This is a genomic window from Nostoc sp. CCY0012, from assembly GCF_963920855.1.
Classification (GTDB): domain Bacteria; phylum Cyanobacteriota; class Cyanobacteriia; order Cyanobacteriales; family Nostocaceae; genus Cyanocohniella.
On sequence record NZ_CAWUDM010000051.1, the window covers coordinates 1 to 19,890 of the forward strand.

Annotated in this window: 18 protein-coding genes and 1 tRNA gene; 10 read left to right on the forward strand and 9 right to left on the reverse strand. The window is 42.4% G+C overall.

What is annotated here, in order from left to right:
* Window positions 1-167 precede the first annotated feature (167 nt).
* The 6 genes from tilS to ACM0OS_RS16040 form a co-directional block, all read right to left on the reverse strand.
* On the reverse strand, window positions 168-1,163 hold the full coding sequence (tilS, locus tag ACM0OS_RS16015) for a tRNA lysidine(34) synthetase TilS (RefSeq protein ID WP_414544186.1): 996 nt from the start codon (window positions 1,161-1,163) through the stop codon (window positions 168-170).
* A gap of 81 nt (window positions 1,164-1,244) precedes the next feature.
* Window positions 1,245-1,580, reverse strand: a complete 336-nt coding sequence (locus tag ACM0OS_RS16020; protein WP_414544187.1) for a KGK domain-containing protein — start codon at window positions 1,578-1,580, stop codon at window positions 1,245-1,247.
* A 425-nt stretch (window positions 1,581-2,005) separates the two neighbouring features.
* Window positions 2,006-3,061, reverse strand: a complete 1,056-nt coding sequence (ccsB, locus tag ACM0OS_RS16025) for a c-type cytochrome biogenesis protein CcsB (RefSeq protein WP_414544188.1) — start codon at window positions 3,059-3,061, stop codon at window positions 2,006-2,008.
* A gap of 133 nt (window positions 3,062-3,194) precedes the next feature.
* A complete protein-coding gene (locus ACM0OS_RS16030) occupies window positions 3,195-4,958 on the reverse strand; it encodes a DUF3352 domain-containing protein (protein ID WP_414544189.1) in 1,764 nt (587 codons plus the stop codon).
* A 532-nt stretch (window positions 4,959-5,490) separates the two neighbouring features.
* Window positions 5,491-6,120, reverse strand: coding sequence for a chorismate lyase (locus ACM0OS_RS16035; protein ID WP_414544190.1), 630 nt, complete (start codon window positions 6,118-6,120; stop codon window positions 5,491-5,493).
* A gap of 162 nt (window positions 6,121-6,282) precedes the next feature.
* Window positions 6,283-6,363 (reverse strand) — tRNA-Leu (locus ACM0OS_RS16040).
* Window positions 6,364-6,774: 411 nt separating this feature from the next.
* On the opposite strand from ACM0OS_RS16040, the gene accC reads away from it, so the two are divergent.
* Entirely contained in the window at window positions 6,775-8,118 is a 1,344-nt protein-coding gene (accC, locus tag ACM0OS_RS16045; protein WP_414544191.1) for an acetyl-CoA carboxylase biotin carboxylase subunit, read from the forward strand.
* 147 nt (window positions 8,119-8,265) lie between these two features.
* Here the strand turns inward: accC and ACM0OS_RS16050 are convergent, their stop codons facing one another.
* Window positions 8,266-8,559 carry a YggT family protein gene (locus ACM0OS_RS16050; RefSeq protein ID WP_414544192.1) on the reverse strand — a complete coding sequence of 98 codons (294 nt, stop codon included), beginning with the start codon at window positions 8,557-8,559 and terminating at the stop codon, window positions 8,266-8,268.
* Between the two features lie 262 nt (window positions 8,560-8,821).
* On the opposite strand from ACM0OS_RS16050, the gene psbX reads away from it, so the two are divergent.
* The 3 genes from psbX (at window position 8,822) to ACM0OS_RS16065 (ending at window position 10,726) form a co-directional block, all read left to right on the forward strand.
* Window positions 8,822-8,941, forward strand: coding sequence for a photosystem II reaction center protein PsbX (gene psbX / locus ACM0OS_RS16055; protein WP_414544193.1), 120 nt, complete (start codon window positions 8,822-8,824; stop codon window positions 8,939-8,941).
* Window positions 8,942-9,201: 260 nt separating this feature from the next.
* Window positions 9,202-10,110 carry a Ycf66 family protein gene (locus tag ACM0OS_RS16060; protein WP_414544194.1) on the forward strand — a complete coding sequence of 303 codons (909 nt, stop codon included), beginning with the start codon at window positions 9,202-9,204 and terminating at the stop codon, window positions 10,108-10,110.
* A 46-nt stretch (window positions 10,111-10,156) separates the two neighbouring features.
* Window positions 10,157-10,726, forward strand: a complete 570-nt coding sequence (locus tag ACM0OS_RS16065; RefSeq protein WP_414544195.1) for a TolB family protein — start codon at window positions 10,157-10,159, stop codon at window positions 10,724-10,726.
* A 91-nt stretch (window positions 10,727-10,817) separates the two neighbouring features.
* Here the strand turns inward: ACM0OS_RS16065 and queC are convergent, their stop codons facing one another.
* Window positions 10,818-11,495, reverse strand: coding sequence for a 7-cyano-7-deazaguanine synthase QueC (gene queC, locus ACM0OS_RS16070; protein ID WP_414544196.1), 678 nt, complete (start codon window positions 11,493-11,495; stop codon window positions 10,818-10,820).
* Between the two features lie 724 nt (window positions 11,496-12,219).
* Between queC and ACM0OS_RS16075 the strand changes: the two genes are divergently transcribed.
* The 5 genes from ACM0OS_RS16075 to ACM0OS_RS16095 all read left to right on the forward strand — a co-directional run bounded on the left by ACM0OS_RS16075 (window position 12,220) and on the right by ACM0OS_RS16095 (window position 17,617).
* Window positions 12,220-13,302, forward strand: coding sequence for a Gfo/Idh/MocA family oxidoreductase (locus ACM0OS_RS16075; RefSeq protein ID WP_414544197.1), 1,083 nt, complete (start codon window positions 12,220-12,222; stop codon window positions 13,300-13,302).
* A 211-nt stretch (window positions 13,303-13,513) separates the two neighbouring features.
* Window positions 13,514-14,128, forward strand: coding sequence for a DedA family protein (locus tag ACM0OS_RS16080; RefSeq protein WP_414544198.1), 615 nt, complete (start codon window positions 13,514-13,516; stop codon window positions 14,126-14,128).
* 231 nt (window positions 14,129-14,359) lie between these two features.
* A complete protein-coding gene (locus ACM0OS_RS16085; RefSeq protein WP_414544199.1) occupies window positions 14,360-15,505 on the forward strand; it encodes a ParM/StbA family protein in 1,146 nt (381 codons plus the stop codon).
* 5 nt (window positions 15,506-15,510) lie between these two features.
* Window positions 15,511-15,996: a plasmid segregation centromere-binding protein ParR gene (locus tag ACM0OS_RS16090; RefSeq protein ID WP_414544200.1), complete on the forward strand. Its 486-nt coding sequence runs from the start codon at window positions 15,511-15,513 to the stop codon at window positions 15,994-15,996.
* A 742-nt stretch (window positions 15,997-16,738) separates the two neighbouring features.
* Window positions 16,739-17,617, forward strand: coding sequence for an SDR family NAD(P)-dependent oxidoreductase (locus ACM0OS_RS16095; RefSeq protein WP_414544201.1), 879 nt, complete (start codon window positions 16,739-16,741; stop codon window positions 17,615-17,617).
* A gap of 16 nt (window positions 17,618-17,633) precedes the next feature.
* Here ACM0OS_RS16095 and ACM0OS_RS16100 read toward each other — a convergent pair whose 3' ends face one another.
* Window positions 17,634-18,212, reverse strand: coding sequence for a hypothetical protein (locus tag ACM0OS_RS16100; RefSeq protein WP_414544202.1), 579 nt, complete (start codon window positions 18,210-18,212; stop codon window positions 17,634-17,636).
* 47 nt (window positions 18,213-18,259) lie between these two features.
* Here ACM0OS_RS16100 and ACM0OS_RS16105 point away from each other — a divergent pair, with 47 nt between their 5' ends.
* The gene (locus ACM0OS_RS16105) at window positions 18,260-19,744 is read left to right on the forward strand and encodes a glycosyl hydrolase family 57 (protein WP_414544203.1); all 1,485 of its coding nucleotides are present in this window, start codon (window positions 18,260-18,262) and stop codon (window positions 19,742-19,744) included.
* Window positions 19,745-19,890 lie beyond the last annotated feature (146 nt).

A 19,890-nucleotide genomic window follows, 5' to 3' on the forward strand; every position in this document is an offset into this window, starting at 1 on the left:
ATTTTCTCAAATTGTTGCCACATCTCATCTTCAACTGCCTTGTCACCCGTTAAGAGGACTTACGCACTCGCTACGAAAATCAAGGCTTTGAGATTGCTTCCCTACGGTCGCAATGACGAAAATACGTGGTTGGTTACGTAAGTCCTGGAATAATTAAGCTAAAGTACTTAGGACTGTTTCCAGCAGATCCAATCACCTTGGACTTGGGCGATCGCACCACCAGGAAATGGATCGGTTTGCGAGCGGTTTGGCGCTGTAATCAAAGCCGTTAATTTTTCAATATGTTCAAAACTTGGTGCGTCAGCAAGTGTTTGTTGCAATATCTGTCGCATCACCCGACGTTGCAATGCTAAAGGTGCTGGCTGCAATATTCGTCTATTTAATCTGAAAGCAACTCCATTTTCCCCACGCCCTTCTCCTTCTTCCATCGCTGCTTCCCTCAACTTGTGGGCGGTTGCTTCTAAATATTCCACTTCTGCTTGCAATAATTCTGCTGTTTGAGCTAGGGCAGATTCTACTTGGGGGTTAAAATTTATTTGTAAATAGGGAATTAATTCTTGGCGGATGCGGTTGCGGGCATATTTCACATCTTGATTGGTGGAGTCCTCCCAAACTGGGAGATTAAATTCTCGACAAAATTGCTCTGTTTCTGGGCGAGTAATTTCTAACAGTGGACGCACTAATAAAATGTCTTCAGTTAGTGGCCTTTGCCAAGTCAGAGCTTGTAACCCATCTGCACCAGTACCACGCATTAAGTTATAGAGTAGAGTTTCCGCGCGATCGCTTGCGGTATGACCTGTGACAATATAATGGTAATTATTTTTTTGGGCGATCGCACTTAAAGCTTGATATCGCCAATTACGCGCCGCAGCTTCACTATTCAATAACTGCGTAGCTGTTTCTAAATAAAAAGATACACCCCAACTTTTAGCTAATTTTTCTACATGGTTCGCATTAGCTTCTGAATCAGCACGCCAGCGATGATCACAATGGGCAATACTTACATTCCATCCCCGTTTATGTTGTAAATCTAACAGTAATTTAATCAAGCACAGGGAATCTTGCCCACCGGAAACCGCTACTAATAGTTTTTGGTTTTGCGGAAATAAGTGGCGCGATCGAATAGTGCGATGTATTTTTGCATGTAGATTCGTCCATACCATTTTTGGTTTTTAACCGCACATCAATCTAGATAACTTTTATTTTATCAGTATTGATGATCAAACCCGGATACTAAGAGACTTTCAAGCCCGTTCCTTGCTATAGTCTGATTGTTTTTCCATTTGCTGGAGTTGTAGATAGATTTCCTCTAACGGAAATTCCGGCTCATCAGGACAAAATTCTAAAGATAGTCTGACTTTTCCTTTTGTCCATCCCTCAGAACTAAATTTTAAAACTTCGCAATTTAATCCTTGTTCATACAAATTTTCTTCTGTTGTGCCTGTTGCTCCTAAATATTCTTTAATTGCTGCAATTAAATCATGAACTTTAAAAGTTCCAGCAACTTTTAAGTTATTAAAAGTATCTGGTTGTACATATACAACTTCATGATGATTTAGTCGTTCAAATTGATTTTCCATAGTCATCTCCTGTCACTACATCTATTGTTTCCATAGCGATAGAAGTTAAGCTCAAATAAAATAAGAGTTTGTTAAAATAGATGCTGCCTAATTATATGTATGTATTAACACATTAATCCTAGAATAATGTGGCTTTACTCAGAGCCTAACCCACCCTAAATATCTCATCATTATATTTTAACCACGTTTTTTATTTATGCAAATTTTCAAGCTATGAGTAAATCATAGACTTTAAAAGTTCGAGAAACGTCTAAATTATTAAAAGTATTTGCTTCTACAGACACAACTTCATTAGCATTTAGATGTTCAAATATATTTACCATACATATCTCCTGTAACTAAGCTTATAATTCCCAGGAGATAGTAGTGAATTTCCATCGCTTGTTTTCCCCTCCTCACAAGCAACAGGAGGGGTTAGGGATTGATTAAAAAAACCAACCGTAAGAATGCAAGCCCTTACCTAAAAGATTCACACCAAGATAGCAAATCCAGACAACCACAAAGCCACTTGCAGCTAAAATTGCTGGGCGACGACCTTGCCAACCGCGAGTAATACGGGCGTGGAGGTAAGCAGCAAAAACTAACCAAGTGATTAACGCCCAGGTTTCTTTAGGGTCCCAACTCCAGTAGGAACCCCAAGCTTCGTTAGCCCAAACTGCACCAGCAATAATGCCAATAGTTAGTAGGGGAAATCCCAGTCCAATGACGCGATAGCTGATGTTGTCTAAAGTTTCAGCCAAGCTAAGGCGCTGTGGGGAAAGGGGTTCATTGGCAGTAGCTACGCTAGAAGATTCAGCAGCTACTAAATTCATCACAGCAGTATTACCGTTGCCATTGTTATTGCTTTCAAAACGAGCAAAGCCATTATTGTCCCCTACAGGTGTTGCTGGTTGAGTAATTAGCTCACCAGCTTTGTGCAAGCGGTAGCCGTTGCTGCGGTAGCCACCAGTACCTACAGAACTACCTTGAAGTTGAATGTTTTGACCACGAGTGACAATGAGAAATGCGATCGCTAGTAGTGCGCCTACCATCAAAGCGGCATAACTCAACATCATCACACTGACGTGCATCATCAGCCAATTGGACTTCAGCGCGGGGACTAAGGGTTCTGCTGATTGCATTTCTGATGGTAAAGTGAGGGCAGCAAAAGCAGTAATCCCCATCGCTACAGGGGCAGTGACAACTCCCACTAGGCGGCTGCGACTGGTGTTTTCGGCAAAAAGATGAACTGCGGTAATTCCCCAAACTAAGAAAAATAAGGACTCATACAGATTACTTAGGGGAAAATAACCAGCCTCTATCCATCTTGCTCCTAATAAGGTAGCTATGCACAAATTAGCTATAGCCATCCCAGCAGTTCCCACCGCCGCAATTGCTGGTAGATTCGGAAAAGCTGCTCCCCCCCAGTACACCAGCATGGTGAGGAATAATACGGCAAAAGAGGCATTGTCCAGCCAGTTCTGGAGTTCAACCAGATTCATAAAGTGTTCTCCCCAGTGGATTCGTTAAAATATTGATTCCGACTGTTCTGATCCTATCTGCTTAGAGACTCATCAGACAGGGTTTTTAGTCTCGCTTAAGCATTACTAAAAACTATGTACCAGCTTTTGGGGATTAGGGTACTGTAACTGCTGGTGTAGTAAGAGGCGGGATGACAGCAGTACTAGAACTAGGTGACACGGCTGAGGTGTCATCTTTTTTCAGGGCGATAAAAATGTCGTAACGGGTACTGCGATTATCACTGACAGCCGCTGTTACGCCAATGGAACGGGTTGCGTCTAGAAAAATTTGTTGGTTAGGAAACAATGTAGTTAAAGTAAAGTTTTTGACAGTCCTTTCCATATCTAGAAAAAATTGTCCATTGGTGGGATTGGGTTCTGTAGGAACCGTTTGCTGAAATGGCAGAGTACTAGCTAGTGTGTAATTGGGCTTAGGAACGATTTTATCTGTGATCGGAGCGCCCAAAGCTAAGAAAGCGATATCGCCATCTAACCAGCCACGGGTAGCAGTTAAAGTATTAAAAGGTGTAATCCAGTTAACAACAGGGTTACTGGCCACTGTTCCCTGTTGAATGCGGAACTGGTACTGGCTTTTCATCACCTCATCCAGCTTTTTCAAGGATGCTTCAGCTGATAAGCGATCGCTTGCCTGTACCATGAAGAGAAAACCTGCTCGGAAATCTTTGGCAGAATCATCTGTTGAGGTATTGGGAATCACGGAGACAGAAAACTCTCCTTGCATCCAACTGAGAAAATCCTGATCTAAATCCAGGTTCGTGAGTGACTTGACACCACTCCGCAACTGTTCTGGTGATATGGGCGAGAGGGGATTTTTTTGTGATGTTAAAACGTAATCTCCCCACAACCGCTGTAAGTTCCCTCCAGAAAGCATCATTAAGGTTTCCGCAGGTACACGGTTTTGCATAGTTCCGGCTTGATTTTCCACTGCTAAAACCCGCTGACTATTAGGATTTAGCCAGGAAATACCTTTTAAGCGTACTCCTTCAGGTTCCAATGTCATAGACCCTGCTAAACCTTGGTTATTTTGCAGTTGAGCTAAAACTTGAGCTGGTAACGGGCGTTTGGGAGAAGCGGCCGCGATTCTGGCAGCTATGGGGACATTCAAATAAAACTGAGCAAAGGGGCGATTCTTGGCAATTTTGGGGAAATTATCAGCAAAGCCGCCCACTGTTGCCAGTGATGTTTTACTTTGATAGGCATCTATTGCTCGTTCTGTGGCGTGAGGATGGTCAGTAATGACGAGAAACCTACCATCTAACAATGCGGCTGAAAGCTTTGATCCTGCTTGACCCTGGCTTTGTTTAATAGTGATTCCCTGATAAGTACGCTTCACCCATGTCCCTTGTTTAGGTGTTTTAGGTTCAGCCAAAATGTTTTTAGCCGCTTCTGGATTGCTCACAGGTAATACCATGACCATCGATTGCTGAGTATTAGCAGCATCTCCATCGGTAGCCACGGGTTTAAGTGCTGGTTGCATTTGTGGCGACAATATTGCCAGGGTGACTTCATTGCCTACCCAGGGCTGAATATCTTTTTCAAAGTCATAACCATTATTAGTTAGAAAGCGATCGCGTAACTGTACTAAATTTTTATTTATTTCTGCTTGGGTTTCTTTTGTCCCTAACTCTTGCAATTTCTGCCATTGTTGGGGATCTGTAGTTAGAGAAACCGTAAACAGGGCATCTTGAGGAATAATATTTGCACCTACTGGCAAGTTTCGGGAAAATGTTTGCCTTTGAGATAAAAACCAGTACGTTGCTGCGCCACCACCAATCAATAATCCAGCAGCAGAAAGCGTCAGCATCAGAGACGGTTTCTTTTTTTTACTTTTTAGAACAGACACAATAGGCAGTGCCATTGAAACCTATACCTCATACTTGCAAATTCATTGCTTGATCAATCAAGCAAGTAAACCATAATTTTCTTTCTCTAGGGCAGCTTATAAGATTAATTTCTCTACCCTGGATTTAATTGATACTGCGGCTATCACAGTTTCTACACTTTCAACAGTAGTTTTTTCTTGTTAGTTAACTTTTTTAACATGCTTTGTTAAATTTAGCAGGTCAATTTTCAGGAATGCGTCTCTCAACAGACCAATCCCTGAAGGTAAATCTGTCATTATCAGCACTTTGAGAATATAACTAACCTGAAAAAGCTGCAAGTCATCGTCACCTGCTCTATATCGTCATTAATACCATCACTTTGATTGATTGTGTCAAATTCAAAACCATTAGCTTATCAGACTTGGCTTATTAAAGGCTAGTACAGCAAAATGAAAATAGAGATACCTCAATCACCGTGGATTCCCCAGAAAAGAAGAATCCATCCCCCTAGCTGACTGCTGACTTGTGACTTCTCGTTTCCTGCTAAAAGTTCCTAAAGAGTAGAGTCTATGCTTTGCCATTAGAAGAACCCATCTGTGTAGATCCCAAATATTTGGTTAAATAAGGCGAAAAAACTTCATAAATCAAAGTCAGGGGCTGTCCATGATGCCAAAACAAATAATGCCGACCCCAAAAAGGGCCAGCCACTTCAAACCCTGATTCTAATGCAGCCGAGTCGCCGTAGTAAATTCCTTGAATATCTCGATATAACTCTGTACGGATACGAGCTAAACTCGCCCAAATCGGTAATGAACGATTTTGTAAAAACTCATCAATGTGACTAGCTTCCCACCATGAAGTTGCATAACCTAATCGCTGACCTGATGCGGTACGCAACCACACCTGTCGCCGCAATCGTGGCCCTGGTACAGCTTTAATTAAATTTGGGGCATCATCTAAATTCATGCCAATCAAAGACATATCGATGACATCTACTTCTGTTGGTTCACCAGTGAGCAATTGTAAATGTCTGGTGGGCGAGCCGTCACCTAACAGTAATAACTGCCAAGCCGGTGCCAGCTGAGTATGGGGCAAACTTGTTTGTATAACTTCCTCACCACCTTGCCAAATCGGAGTGAGGCGATGCCATGCAGTCGGCAGTGTTGAGTTGTTGGTAGCTGTAAAAATTGCAGTCAATGTTCTTTACAAAAGTTCACCTATCTCTATCAAAGCACAAAAAACAAGGCGTTCCAATAGGAATCCAAATAGAGAGTAAAACATGGGGTATTTAAACAATTCTGATATGTGCTAAGTACAGCTGACGCTCCACTACGTTAACAGTACTTAACACTGAAAAAATGCGGATGGCGAGACTCGAACTCGCAAGGCAAAGCCACACGCACCTCAAGCGTGCGCGTATACCAATTCCGCCACATCCGCGTTAGTTGTCCAAGAGTAAATGGTAGCACAAAAAAATCAATTCAGTTAGGAAATATTGAGATTTACCAAAATTCACCAAAAATTTAAGTTGAATTGTACCCAAATTTCTTGAAGGTGGATATATGACGGACAGAAATAAAGTAACTCCACAAGTGATATTAAAAAGGGTATGGCTACTGTAAGATGCAAAACTTGCTCACAACAGCCTAGTTCGGGAAACTGGCAGAGACTAGCAAATGCAATATTGTTAGTTTAGTTAAGTCCCGTAGAAGCAGGAAGCCAAATCCTATTTAAAATTTGCTGAGGATGAAGCTAAAAAACTCCTGTCATAATTTGAGATCAAGCGCCAGCATTGTGGCAAATGGGATAGGAGACAATGTTTATCTACTGGTACTAGTATCAAAGCTAAAAATGAAGTTTGACAAAATATTAATTGCCAATCGGGGAGAAATCGCCCTTCGCATTCTCCGAGCCTGTGAAGAAATGGGGATAGCGACTGTTGCGGTTCACTCCACCGTTGACCGAAATGCTCTGCACGTACAACTTGCCGACGAAGCGGTGTGCATTGGCGAACCTGCTAGCAGTAAAAGTTATTTGAATATTCCTAATATTATTGCTGCTGCCCTGACGCGCAATGCCAGTGCTATTCATCCTGGTTATGGTTTCCTAGCAGAAAATGCTCGCTTTGCCGAAATTTGTGCCGACCATCATATTGCCTTTATCGGCCCAACCCCCGAAGCTATTAGGCTGATGGGAGATAAATCAACTGCCAAAGACACCATGCAAAAAGCTATGGTACCAACTGTACCGGGTAGTGATGGGTTGGTAGAATCCGAGGAAGAAGGACTGGTCATTGCCAAAGAAATGGATTATCCCGTGATGATTAAAGCTACTGCGGGTGGTGGTGGACGGGGTATGCGTCTAGTACGTTCTGAAAATGAATTTGTCAAACTTTTCTTGGCTGCTCAAGGAGAAGCGGGAGCTGCCTTTGGTAATTCTGGCGTTTATATAGAAAAATTTATTGAACGTCCCCGCCATATTGAGTTTCAAATCTTAGCCGATAATTACGGCAACGTTATCCATTTAGGTGAAAGAGATTGCTCAATTCAGCGCCGCAATCAAAAACTCTTAGAAGAAGCACCCAGTCCGGCACTTGACCCAGAACTACGAGAAAAAATGGGACAGGCTGCGGTGAGAGCGGCCCAGTTTATCAACTTTACTGGGGCTGGTACAGTGGAATTTTTGCTGGATAGATCTGGTAAATTCTACTTTATGGAAATGAACACCCGGATTCAAGTTGAGCATCCAGTCACAGAGATGATTACTGGAGTAGACTTGGTGGCTGAACAAATCCGCATTGCCCAAGGGGAGAGACTAAAGCTGACCCAAAACCAAGTAGTCTTGCGGGGTCATTCAATAGAATGCCGCATCAATGCTGAAGACCCCGACCATGATTTTCGCCCAGCGCCGGGACGTATTAGTGGTTATCTTCCCCCTGGTGGGCCCGGTGTTCGCATTGATTCCCATGTGTACACCGACTACCAAATTCCTCCCTATTATGATTCCCTGATTGGTAAGTTAATTGTTTGGGGCCCAGACCGCGCTACTGCCATTAACCGCATGAAACGCGCACTACGAGAGTGTGCCATTACCGGATTACCAACCACCATTGGGTTTCATCAAAAGATTATGGAAAACCCACAATTCTTACAAGGTAATGTTTATACCAATTTTGTGCAGGAGATGAATATCTAGAGGCTAGGGGCTAGAGGCTAGGAGGTTTTTCTCCTACTCCCCTTCGGGTGATGCCTTCGGATGCCGAAGGCTGTACGCCAGTCGCTCATGGGGGAAACCCCCAAGACCGCGCTGGTCTCACCTATTCCCTACTCCCTACTACCTAATTCAATGCAAACGAGTCATCATAGTGAGTAATCCTTGCTGACCTAAAAGAATTTCCCTGACCAAGCTGAAGATGCCTACCCAAAGAATAGGAGTGATATCTACCCCACCAATAGGTGGTACTAGCTTTCGCAACGGCACTAAAAATGGTTCGGTCGGCCAAGCTATGAGATTAAAGGGCAAACGATTTAGGTCTACTTGGGGATACCAAGTGAGAATTATGCGGAAAATAAACAAGAACGTCATCAGTCCCAGTACAGGGCCGAGAATCCAAACGGTCAGGTTAACACCAGTCATTGGTTTGAACTACTATCTGTGAACCAAGAAAAACTTAGGCGAAAGCCAGAAAATTTTAAGCTTTGTAAAGCATTCTCTCTCTAATTCTAACCAAATACTGTCACGCACTCTTGCGTATTCCAGGGCAAATACACCCAAATTTTTCACTCCATAACTTGTGATGATGCTAATCAAGTTTGGCAGCCTATATTCAAAGGATTCTCAAGGAAGTGATACACCATATTAGAATTATGATGAAGTGTGTAAAAAAAGGTTGAGAACTATGACGCCTTCTTTAGCAAATTTTCTTTGGAGTTTGTTTTGGGGTTTTGTAATTGTAGTTATTCCAGCTACAGTTGGTTTGATTTTCATTAGCCAGAAAGATAAAATCCAGCGTTCATAATGCTTGGGGGAGTCTGTTTGACTCTCATATCACTACCGATTGTCTGTTAGCTATCTACCTAAATTGCTCTTAAGGCATCAAATCCTTCTACTGAGGACAAGGTATACTTAGCTGACAGACATAGGTTTTTTTAGCTTTCGGTAAACAGCCTCAGACGCTTTCTTTACCAGATGCTTTGAAGCTTAAATATATTGTGTTTGATTAGAGTAGTGCTTTTAATTGTGACTCGCTAACATAGATTTGATATTGGGAAAAGAACAATGATAAATTTTGGGCTGAACTCAGCCAGCGTTCTGGCTCAGGTCAATTTTGGGGCGAACTCAGCCAGTATTCTAGGAATTTTCCTGGCTGTGTCTGGGGCAGCACTGTATTTTCTCCGCACTGTGCGTCCAGAACTGTCACGAGATCAAGATATTTTTTTTGCAGCGGTGGGCTTGCTCTGTGGCTTCATTCTCATTTTCCAAGGATGGCGTTTAGACCCGATTTTGCAATTTGGTCAGTTGCTGTTAGTTGGCTCAACTGTCTTTTTTGCGGTTGAAAGTATTCGTTTGCGAGGGATTGCTACTCAACAAGCTAAACGTAACACTCCTATTGTGGATGACGAGCGAGAAGTCAGCAGGAACTATTCGTACAATCGCCGGGGATATGAGGCTGAAGTGGAGACAGATTTAGAACCACTGCCTTATGAAGAAGAAGAACCACCCGTCCGTCCTCGGATTCGGGGCAGCAGAGATGCTCGTTCCTCTCGTGATGATTACTACGAAGATCAACCACCTCGTCGTCCAGAAACCCGCAGCAGTAGGGAAAGACCAGAAATAGCAGAAAGAAAGCGCCGTCCTAGTTCTAGTCGTCCTGTAAGTCGCAGCCCTGAAAATTATGAAAAAGAAGATTGGAGTTCTGCTGGTGGGGAAGTTGATGATTGGGAAGGTTCCAGCACAGAAGTAAGAAAACCCTCTCGTCGTACTAGTGGTAACTCACCGCGTCCGGAAATTCGTGACCAGGATATCCCTCCCAGATCCAGAAAGCGTCGTCCTCCTGCTGACTCAGTTTCACGGAGACCACGTGAGGATGATGATGCTATACCAACTGACTACGTACCATATAACCCCATTGAAAGGCCCAATGAGGAGCCAGATAATTCGACCGATTTTGACGACAATCTTATTTAAAACACTCAGGTGAGGTTAACCTGAGAGGCGATGGAAAACAGTTGAGGTGAAAAGACTTACGCCTAGGTTTCGGCTCCAAAGACCAATTCATTGGAGCCTAGTGGTTAGTTTTGCTAGTTTATTGGCATCTTGTAGTTCCAATGAAATACCCATAGGGCCGACTTCTCTCAATAGTCGCTACACAGAAGAGCAACCAGCATTGAGTGGAAATGGGCGTTTTTTGGCTTTTATTTCTAATCGTAATGGTAGTCATCAACTGCTAGTATACGATTTATCACAGCAACAATTTGTGCGTACCCCAGGCTTAAATCGACCTCAGACAATTACCGAAAGTCCTAGCCTGAGCTATACAGGGCGTTACATTGCTTATTTGACTAGTGACCAGGGTAGACCCGTAGTGGCGCTTTACGATCGCGCTACCCAAAAGTCACAAATTCTCACTCCAACTTATCGTGGCTGGGTCAGAAATCCTGGTATTAGTCCAGATGGACGTTACATTGTATTTGAAACCGCTGGTCGTGGTCAGTGGGATCTTGAAGTTTTAGATAGAGGGCCAAATATTGAGTTAGATATCCCCAATGGTGCAACGGTGGGTATCTCGCCTGGATTGCCTTAGTCAGAGGTTGATCGGTGTAAATTTTACATGATAGATACATTGTGTGTTGTCAAAGCTACGAAAGCAGGGAGTTGGAAACCGCCTATTCTCTCTACTCCCTATATGGCACTGGATCTTTCAATCCTAACTCGGCAAACGCTGCTAGCCTAAGACGACAAGAATCACAGACACCACAGGCTACATCGTCACCTGCATAGCAAGACCAAGTTAAGTCCCAAGGAACTCCCAATTGGTTACCAAGTTGGATGATTTCGGTTTTTTTCAAATCAATTAGTGGGGCGACAATGGTGATGGGTTGCCCTTCTCGTCCTTGTTTGGTTCCTAGCCGGAAAACTTCTTGCATTGCCTGGATATAGTCAGGACGACAATCAGGATATCCTGAATAATCTAAGGCGTTAACACCAATATAAACGCGTTCAGCTGCGATCGCTTCGGCATAGCCCAGAGCAAAACTTAAAAAGATAGTATTCCGTGCAGGTACGTAGGTAACTGGGATATTTTGCGACATTTCATCAAGCGATCGCTCCTGGGGTAAATCAATTTTGTCGTCTGTTAATGCTGAACCACCCCATTGTCGTAAGTCAAAATTGATAATTTGGTGTTCTGCAACTCCAGCTTTGCGCGCCACAAGTAGGGCCGAACGCAACTCTCGCTGATGTCGTTGCTGGTAATCAAAGGAAATAGGATGACATTCATAACCATCCGCTTTGGCTTGATACAAAACTGTGGAAGAGTCCAATCCTCCAGACAATAAAATTACAGCTTTCATTTTTCCATCGCCAAATCACTAAAAACGTGCTGAGTTGAATGTACTGTTACCTGAGTCAGACTTAATCCATACTGAGGGGGGAAGCAGCAAGTGCTTTTAAATCGGTACACAGATATAAAGTTCAGCACTATTTTTTCTATCTTCTAACCTTAACTAGGGTTATCTGTACAAATAAGTACGCAGTACCTATGAATATTTACCTCTTAGCTAAGGTCAACTCTTTATACTAGTACCTGAAAAAAGACAAACGGCTCAACAATATGTAAAATTTACCGCTAATTATGCAAAAATTGTTTAAGTATTTCAGCGGTAGCAATTCCCAATATATTTTTTTTCATACAAGTATCTCAGTATAAAGTTTAGGTTTTCTGTATTGTCAATCACAAAATTATCTTATTAGCAAATTATACTCAGTTAAAGATTAATCACAGTAATTAATTATCTAACTGTTTTCTCTGGAATTTTACTTACGTCTTACTTGATTTGTAAAGTTAATAAAAAGACACCTAATATTTTTTATGAAGAGCCAAAGACTGATCAATTTAGAACCGAAGATTCAAAAGAAAACTAAATTTCGGGAACTGATTACAAACTTTGAAATTCTTCATAAACGTAGCCTCTATGTTACCATCTGGATGGTTTTCGACGGAGCATAACTGGCTGTCAAGTATAAACGCCAACGGCCGTAGCGTCTCTAAATTTGGTGGTTGAGGAGATAACAATAGTGCAAAATAGCATGTCAGTGGCAGAACCAAATTCATTTACACAGCGCAATCAACCAAAACCGATTCGCATAGGCGTAATCGGGGTGGGTAACATGGGACAACATCACGCTCGCATACTGAGTTCAATGAAAGATGTTGAACTCGTCGGGGTATCAGATATCAATGTTGACCGAGGCTTGGAGACAGCCAGTAAATACAAAGTTCGTTTTTTTGAAGATTATTGTGACTTGCTACCCCATGTGGAAGCAGTTTGTGTCGCTGTACCTACCCGTTTGCATTATGCAGTCGGCATCAACTGTTTGTTGGCAGGGATTCATGTTTTGATTGAAAAGCCCATTGCTGCGAGCATTTCTGAAGCCGAATCACTAGTAAATGCTGCGGCAGAATCTCAGTGTATTCTGCAAGTAGGTCATATTGAGCGCTTCAATCCAGCTTTTAGGGAACTCAGCAAAGTCCTCAAAACAGAGGAAGTTCTGGCTTTAGAAGCCCATCGAATGAGTCCTTACTCAAATCGAGCCAATGATGTTTCGGTTGTGCTGGATTTAATGATCCATGACATTGACCTGCTATTGGAGCTAGCAGCTTCCCCAGTGGTGAAGTTGACAGCTAGTGGTACTCGCTCTTTAGACTCTGGTTATTTGGATTACGTGACCGCTACCTTGGGTTTTGCCAATGGCATTGTTGCTACTCTCACAGCTAGTAAAGTCACGCATCGCAAAATCCGCCGTATTGTCGCTCATTGCAAAAACTCATTTACAGAAGCCGATTTTCTTAAAAACGAAATTTTAATTCACCGCCAAACAAATAACAACTCTCTCAATGAGCCTCGACAAGTGCTTTACAGACAAGATGGTGTGATTGAAAAAGTCTACACCACGAATATTCAGCCTTTAAGTGCAGAATTAGAACATTTTGTTAACTGTGTACACGGTGGGAATCAACCTTCCGTTGGTGGTGAGCAAGCCCTCAAAGCATTAAGATTGGCAAGTTTAATTGAGCAAATGGCCTTGGAAGATCGGGTTTGGAATCCATTAGAGTGGGAATCTGAACCACAAGTGCAATCATTAACCCCAACAGTTTAAAAGACGGACTGGGGATGAGGGAGATCAGGAAAAAAGATGTTAATACAAACCCAATTGCATCTCCCTATTCCCCACTCCCGTACACTTCGGGAAGCTACGCTCACGGCAAGCCTACTCCCCACTTCAACAAGTGGGGATGATTAATTTTTACCAAGACTAAGCTAAATTTATAACGAGACGGGAGATGTAGCTCCTGTACTCAAAAAATTTCATGCTCGAATGGATTATTAATACTATTAACTCCTTGGGCTATTGGGGAATTGCTCTATTAATGTTCTTGGAAAATCTCTTTCCACCCATTCCTTCAGAATTAATCATGCCCCTGGCAGGATTCACAGCCAGAACAACACCAGACACACTTAATATCTTTGGCGTATTTTTTGCAGGACTTTTCGGTTCAATAATGGGGGCGGTTGTCTGGTACTATCCAGGTAAATTGTTGAGTGAACAGCGCTTAAGAACTTTGGCCGATAAGTACGGCAAGTGGCTGACAATATCCTATCAAGATATCACTAAGGCAAAACATTGGTTCAACTCTCAAGGTAGTAAAGCAGTATTTATTGGGCGTCTGGTGCCGGGAGTGCGAACTTTAATTTCCGTTCCTGCGGGGATCAGCAATATGCATTTGCTACCATTTTTATTTTATACATCTCTGGGTAGCACTGTTTGGGTAGGTTTGCTAACATACTCTGGATACCTATTGGGTAGTCAGTATGAACTTGTGGCAAAGTACCTTGCTCCTGTATCTAAAATCGTGCTGGCAATTCTACTTCTGGCACTTGTTGGCTGGTTACTCAAGCGTCAGCGAAAACGTACCAGAAGCTAAAAAACAGACGCTTTTAGTTTGAGGGTGGGGGTTACATCTGGTTAAAATTCGCCTACACTATGCCAAATAATGCTGAATTAACGTTAGCAAAGCTTACCGGAGGTTTCGCCTAATCTAAACATTTGGCGTATTTCTAGCTACACTTGACGGAACCTAGAATTTCTGGTATCTCCCTTGTTTGTAAGATAAGCATGATAAATTTTTACAGTTAAGTAAGGACTAGGAGCTTTCATGACAGACCAACCTTCCGCCGCTACTCCAATGAATGCCGCTGCCATACCTCTCAATAGGGTGTCAGCATCTACACCGATTAATACTCCCACCAATAAGCCCAGTATCGTTTCTAGCAAAACGATTCTCAGCGTTGATTTAGGTAGAACTTCCACTAAAACTTGTGTGAGCCGCGAACCAAATAATGTGGTGTTCGTACCTGCCAATGTCAAGAAAATGTCCATAGAACAAGTTCGGGGTGGAGTTTTTGAAGCCCGTGCTACTGACCCTCTCATGGATTTGTGGTTGGAATACCAAGGTAATGGGTTTGCTGTTGGTCAACTAGCCGCAGACTTTGGGGCAAATTTAGGAGTTGGCCAATCTAAGGTAGAAGATGCACTGATCAAAGTTTTGGCAAGTGCTGGCTACTTCAAACTCAAAGACGATATCTCGGTCGTACTAGGTCTTCCTTTCCTTTCTTTAGAGCAATTTGAAAAAGAAAAGGCGCAGTTGACTAGCCAAGTCAGTGGCCCTCACATGTTGAACTTCCGGGGCGAATCTGTATCCCTAAACATTAATAAAGTTTGGGTGATGCCAGAAGGCTATGGCAGCTTGCTATGGTCGGAAGCTCAACCGAAGACAGGCGCTAGAGTTCCCGATTTCACTAAAATATCTGTGGCAATTGTAGATATCGGACATCAAACCATTGATCTGTTGATGGTAGATAACTTCCGCTTTGCCCGAGGTGCTTCTAAGAGTGAAGACTTTGGCATGAACAAGTTCTATGAAATGGTGGCCGCCGAGATCGAGGGAGCTGATAGTCAATCTTTAGCGCTGATTTCTGCTGTCAACAAACCCAAAGGTGAACGCTTCTATCGTCCTAAAGGCGCTAGCAAGCCTGCCAACCTTGATGATTTCCTTCCCAACCTCATAGAGATGTTTTCTCGTGATATCTGTGGTCGCGTGCTAGCCTGGTTGCCAGAGCGGGTCACAGATGTGATTATTACTGGTGGTGGTGGTGAATTCTTCTGGGAAGACGTTCAACGTTTACTCAAAGAAGCACAAATTAATGCCCATTTATCCGCACCTTCCCGTCAGGCTAACGCCTTGGGGCAGTATATTTATGGAGAGGCGCAATTATCCGCCGTTCGAGCTGCTAGGGCTTAAAACTGATGTTCCAATGGTCAAAAAAGGTAGTTAAATCGGTCACGTTCAACCCAGAGGTTGCTGATGAAAGTTTGTTAGCAGTTGTAGAAAACCATTTAGAACAACTACCTGACAAAACTTTTAGCGACCTCTGTAAAGAAGCCCTATGGCAATCTTTATGTGTACCGGAAGCTGCAAAACCCAGTCCAAAAACAGCAGTAACAGATTCGGTTGAACAAAAAATCGATGAACTGCGACGTCAAGTGGCTGACCTAGAGGAACGTTTTTTTGCTAAGGAATCTCATCGTTTGGAGGCGATGGAACGCCATATTTTGCAACTGACGCAACAAATGGCGCATCTGGCAATTATGGTCACCGAGCGACCAGTTATTCAGCCTCCAACTCCATCGACACCAACATCAGAAGTAGCCAATCCTACTTATGATGTTCACCCTCCGGAAGAAGTTGATCCCGTCATTAGCCGCCTAAGCCAGTTTCTTGATGATTTCTAAGAAACGATTGGGTTTGTGAGCATTTATTGGCTTTTATTAGCGATCCTTAATAGTGCATACTATTAAGGATTATTAATATTTTAGAAAAAATTAATTAGGTGAATATGCTGTACTGACAGTATAGCAAAGTTACAAATTTTGGCAACTATTTACAGAATTAGCCCATTGCAACTATAGCTCAATATAGTGTATAGAAATGAAAACCATGAGGGTGATGAGGAAAAAGATTGTGGTAAAAGATCGACTTCTGCGCCCTGATCCCCGGACTCTTTTTTCATGCCTCATGTGATGAATGTCAGGAAATGTGAATATTTCTCTTCATGTATTAAAAAAAACTTATCCACAAAAAAAAGTTATATATATATACCTTACGTTAAGAAGTATTAAGAAATACTTATTAAAGAATATTGCAATCACTTGATTTAATTGTTAACGTGTGTATTGGCAGCGGTGTTGGTGAACGCTCTGAGATTTAGGAGAAAAAAACCTATGAGCTATATCCATTCAGCCAATTGTGTGAAGTGTTGATTGTCAATCTGGGAACCAAGGCCCAAATAAATGCCTTGAAGAGAGAATGCAGATTAGTCCAGAAATATTTCGTTGCCACAGGCTTATTTCTCTTGTGATTTCAATAACTATTGATTATTTGTCTTACCTTGTGCAGACAAGCAAGTAGCTTTGATTGTGTCTGTCGACAATGACTAAGAGTACGGTAAGGCTCAAATTTTGGAGATTAAAACCGATGAATATTCAAGGAAAAGTTGCTCTAATTACCGGGGCTTCCCGTGGTATTGGTAAAGCGATCGCACTGGCGCTAGCGCAGCAAGGGATCAAGCGGTTGATCTTGGTAGCACGCGATCGCCAAAAGTTAACTGAGGTAGCTAACCAAATCGAGGCAATGGGTGTGGAAACTACAATTTTGCCCATAGATTTAACGCAAACAGTCGAGGTCAATATCGCCGTTGCCCAATTATGGCGGACTTCTGGCCCGATTCATCTGCTGGTTAATTGTGCAGGTGTGGCATACCAAAACTCATTCTTGCAAACCAAACTGCCGAAAGTTCAAGAAGAACTCTCGGTAAATTTATTTGGCATGTATAACCTCACAAGTCTCATAGCCCGCCGGATGGTGAGCCAAAGGCAAGGGACAATCGTTAATGTGTCGAGTTTAATGGGGAAAGTCGCTGCACCCACAATGGCGACTTACTCAGCTACCAAGTTTGCCATCATCGGGTTTACCCAAGCCTTGCGGCGCGAACTCGCTGAACACAATATCCGGGTGATTGCATTATTGCCTACCCTGACAGATACAGACATGGCGCGGGACTTAAAATTATTTCGCTGGGTGATCCCCATGACACCAGAAACAGTCGCCCAAGTACTCGTGACTGGATTGCAAAAAGATGCACCAGAAATTTTAGTTGGCTGGCAAAGTCATTTAGCCGTGTGGTGTCAACGTTTGGCCCCTTGGTTACTAGAGATGATTTTGCATATCGCCACTCCGCCCAAGGTAAAACCAGCACAACCTGAAGAAAAACCCAGCTTATGGACGAGAATTTATCGTAACGATTTTTTCTGGTCAAGAAATATGCTTACTTTCGTTTCAGCCCGTAAATCCTGATTAATTTTTGCTGCGGTTAATCACTTTTACTTTTCAGATAAAAACGGTAATAGCCGATAAAATACAACAGATTGACCGCAATTAGCAGTCCTTGACCCCAGTTACTTTCCGTAATAGGCAACAGATAAATTGTTGCCCCAAGCACCAGTAAAATTTCTCCTAAAGCTGCAATAGCACCATAATGATTGGAGTCCCAATAAGAAACGGGACTAATAAAACGGTAATTACTCAAGGGAAAAAAGTGTCGATGAGCGTCGTTGTTATGGACTGGGAAATCTAACACAGAATGTAGCACCATACTGATTAAGCCAACTTCTATCAGATGCCAATTCCAGAAATGGGCAATCAACACCCCCAACAACGCTAACGGCAACGAATGAAATGTACTGACAATACCTTGCCAAAAAGGCTGATAATAAACTTCTGACCAAATCTGTGGTGATGACAGACGGTAAACAAACTTCATCAGCAAGTAGAACACAAAGATGGGAATATCAGGTAATACTGCACCAATAATAATTGCCGGACTTGCCTGATCTCGCAGTTGTTGATGAAAAATTACCAAATTAAGAATTGCATGACTTGGGGTATTCATGGGATCAGTGCAAGATTGATAAAAAACTTATTTCGGAGCAAACAGAAATGTTTTCATTGCCTACCACGCTTCCTTCTTTGCCCGAAATCATCGACGGCTTACCGAATATTTCTGGTTGGGAAACAGAGGTTCTCTCTGTAGTTAACCACGATGCACCAGTATTTTTACCCTCAACGAATATCCGGTTAGAAGATGTAAAAGCAGTATTTGCGATCGCCTTACACATGCACCAGCCCACTATACCCGCTGGACATGATGGTAAATTAATCAATAATCTGCAATATATGTTTGAACATCCCCAAGAAGGGGATAATCACAATGCCTCGCCTTTTGCCTATTGTTACAGCCGGATGGGAGACTTTATCCCGGAACTTGTCAATCAAGGCTGTAATCCCCGTATCATGCTGGATTACTCAGGTAATCTCTTGTGGGGACTCAGACAAATGGGACGCGATGATGTTTTAGATAATCTCAAGCGCATCACCTGTGATTCCACCTATCACCCTTATGTAGAGTGGCTAGGAACAATGTGGGGTCATGCAGTAATTCCTTCTACTCCCATATCAGATATCAAATTGCATATTTTGGCATGGCAACATCACTTTGCTGCTATTTTTGGTTGGGAAGCATTGGCAAGAGTCAAGGGATTTTCACCCCCAGAAATGCACCTGCCAAATCACCCTGATACTTTATTTGAATTTGTCAAAGCGCTGAAGGAATGTGGCTATCGTTGGTTACTTGTGCAAGAACATTCCGTAGAAACAATTAACGGTCAACCTCTTACTCATAAACATTTACCACACCGTCTCGTTGCTCGTAATTCCCAAGGCGAAACAATTAGTATTACCGCTTTAATTAAAACCCAAGGTTCAGATACTAAATTAGTTGCTCAAATGCAACCTTACTATGAAGCTAAAACCTTAGATAAACAACAAGTAGGTAATGTTTTAATTCCACCCATAGTTAGCCAAATTGGTGATGGCGAAAATGGTGGTGTGATGATGAATGAATTTCCCAGTGCCTTCAAACAAGCTTGGGGCGAAATGGTCAACCAAGGTGGAGGAAAATCTGGTGTTGTTGGCGTGGGTGGTACAGAATATTTAGAATTAATAGCAGCTGCTGGTTGTGATCCCGCAGACTATCCTACATGTCAGCCTGTCGGACAACATCAAATTTGGCAGCGGGTTTCACCAGAAAATTGCCAAACTGAAGCTGTAGAAACTGCTATTCAAGAATTAAAGCAAATAAACCCTAATTTCCACATGGATGGAGCTTCATGGACGAATCATATTAGTTGGGTGAAAGGGTATGAAAATGTGTTATCTCCAATGTATGAGTTCAGCAGTTTGTTTCATCAAAAAATTGATACATTATTGCCAACTAATTCATCTGAGTACCGCAACGTTCTTTTACATAACTTTTTGTTGCAAACTAGCTGTTTTCGTTACTGGGGACAAGGGGCTTGGACAGATTATGCACGTAAAATTTATCAAACAGGTAAAAACTTGCTGTCAACAACATTGAAATGCTAATAAAAACTTAAATTAGCGGATTTATAGCTATTTCCACTAAGTGAAATTGTGTTGTATTTAGCAATACAACAAAAACTTACAACTAACTCAACTACAGACAGACTGTATAGTCTCATATGTCTTCCTTCAGAACGGTTAAGCCTGAA

Excerpts from the sequence above, each read along its gene's own strand:
- tilS (WP_414544186.1), bottom strand. The coding sequence starts at position 1,163 with ATGGTATGGACGAATCTACATGCAAAAATACATCGCACTATTCGATCG.
- ACM0OS_RS16020 (WP_414544187.1), bottom strand. The coding sequence starts at position 1,580 with ATGGAAAATCAATTTGAACGACTAAATCATCATGAAGTTGTATATGTA.
- ccsB (WP_414544188.1), bottom strand. The coding sequence starts at position 3,061 with ATGAATCTGGTTGAACTCCAGAACTGGCTGGACAATGCCTCTTTTGCC.
- ACM0OS_RS16030 (WP_414544189.1), bottom strand. The coding sequence starts at position 4,958 with ATGGCACTGCCTATTGTGTCTGTTCTAAAAAGTAAAAAAAAGAAACCG.
- accC (WP_414544191.1), top strand. The coding sequence starts at position 6,775 with ATGAAGTTTGACAAAATATTAATTGCCAATCGGGGAGAAATCGCCCTT.
- ACM0OS_RS16050 (WP_414544192.1), bottom strand. The coding sequence starts at position 8,559 with ATGACTGGTGTTAACCTGACCGTTTGGATTCTCGGCCCTGTACTGGGA.
- psbX (WP_414544193.1), top strand. The coding sequence starts at position 8,822 with ATGACGCCTTCTTTAGCAAATTTTCTTTGGAGTTTGTTTTGGGGTTTT.
- ACM0OS_RS16060 (WP_414544194.1), top strand. The coding sequence starts at position 9,202 with ATGATAAATTTTGGGCTGAACTCAGCCAGCGTTCTGGCTCAGGTCAAT.
- queC (WP_414544196.1), bottom strand. The coding sequence starts at position 11,495 with ATGAAAGCTGTAATTTTATTGTCTGGAGGATTGGACTCTTCCACAGTT.
- ACM0OS_RS16080 (WP_414544198.1), top strand. The coding sequence starts at position 13,514 with ATGCTCGAATGGATTATTAATACTATTAACTCCTTGGGCTATTGGGGA.
- ACM0OS_RS16085 (WP_414544199.1), top strand. The coding sequence starts at position 14,360 with ATGACAGACCAACCTTCCGCCGCTACTCCAATGAATGCCGCTGCCATA.
- ACM0OS_RS16090 (WP_414544200.1), top strand. The coding sequence starts at position 15,511 with ATGTTCCAATGGTCAAAAAAGGTAGTTAAATCGGTCACGTTCAACCCA.
- ACM0OS_RS16095 (WP_414544201.1), top strand. The coding sequence starts at position 16,739 with ATGAATATTCAAGGAAAAGTTGCTCTAATTACCGGGGCTTCCCGTGGT.
- ACM0OS_RS16100 (WP_414544202.1), bottom strand. The coding sequence starts at position 18,212 with ATGAATACCCCAAGTCATGCAATTCTTAATTTGGTAATTTTTCATCAA.
- ACM0OS_RS16105 (WP_414544203.1), top strand. The coding sequence starts at position 18,260 with ATGTTTTCATTGCCTACCACGCTTCCTTCTTTGCCCGAAATCATCGAC.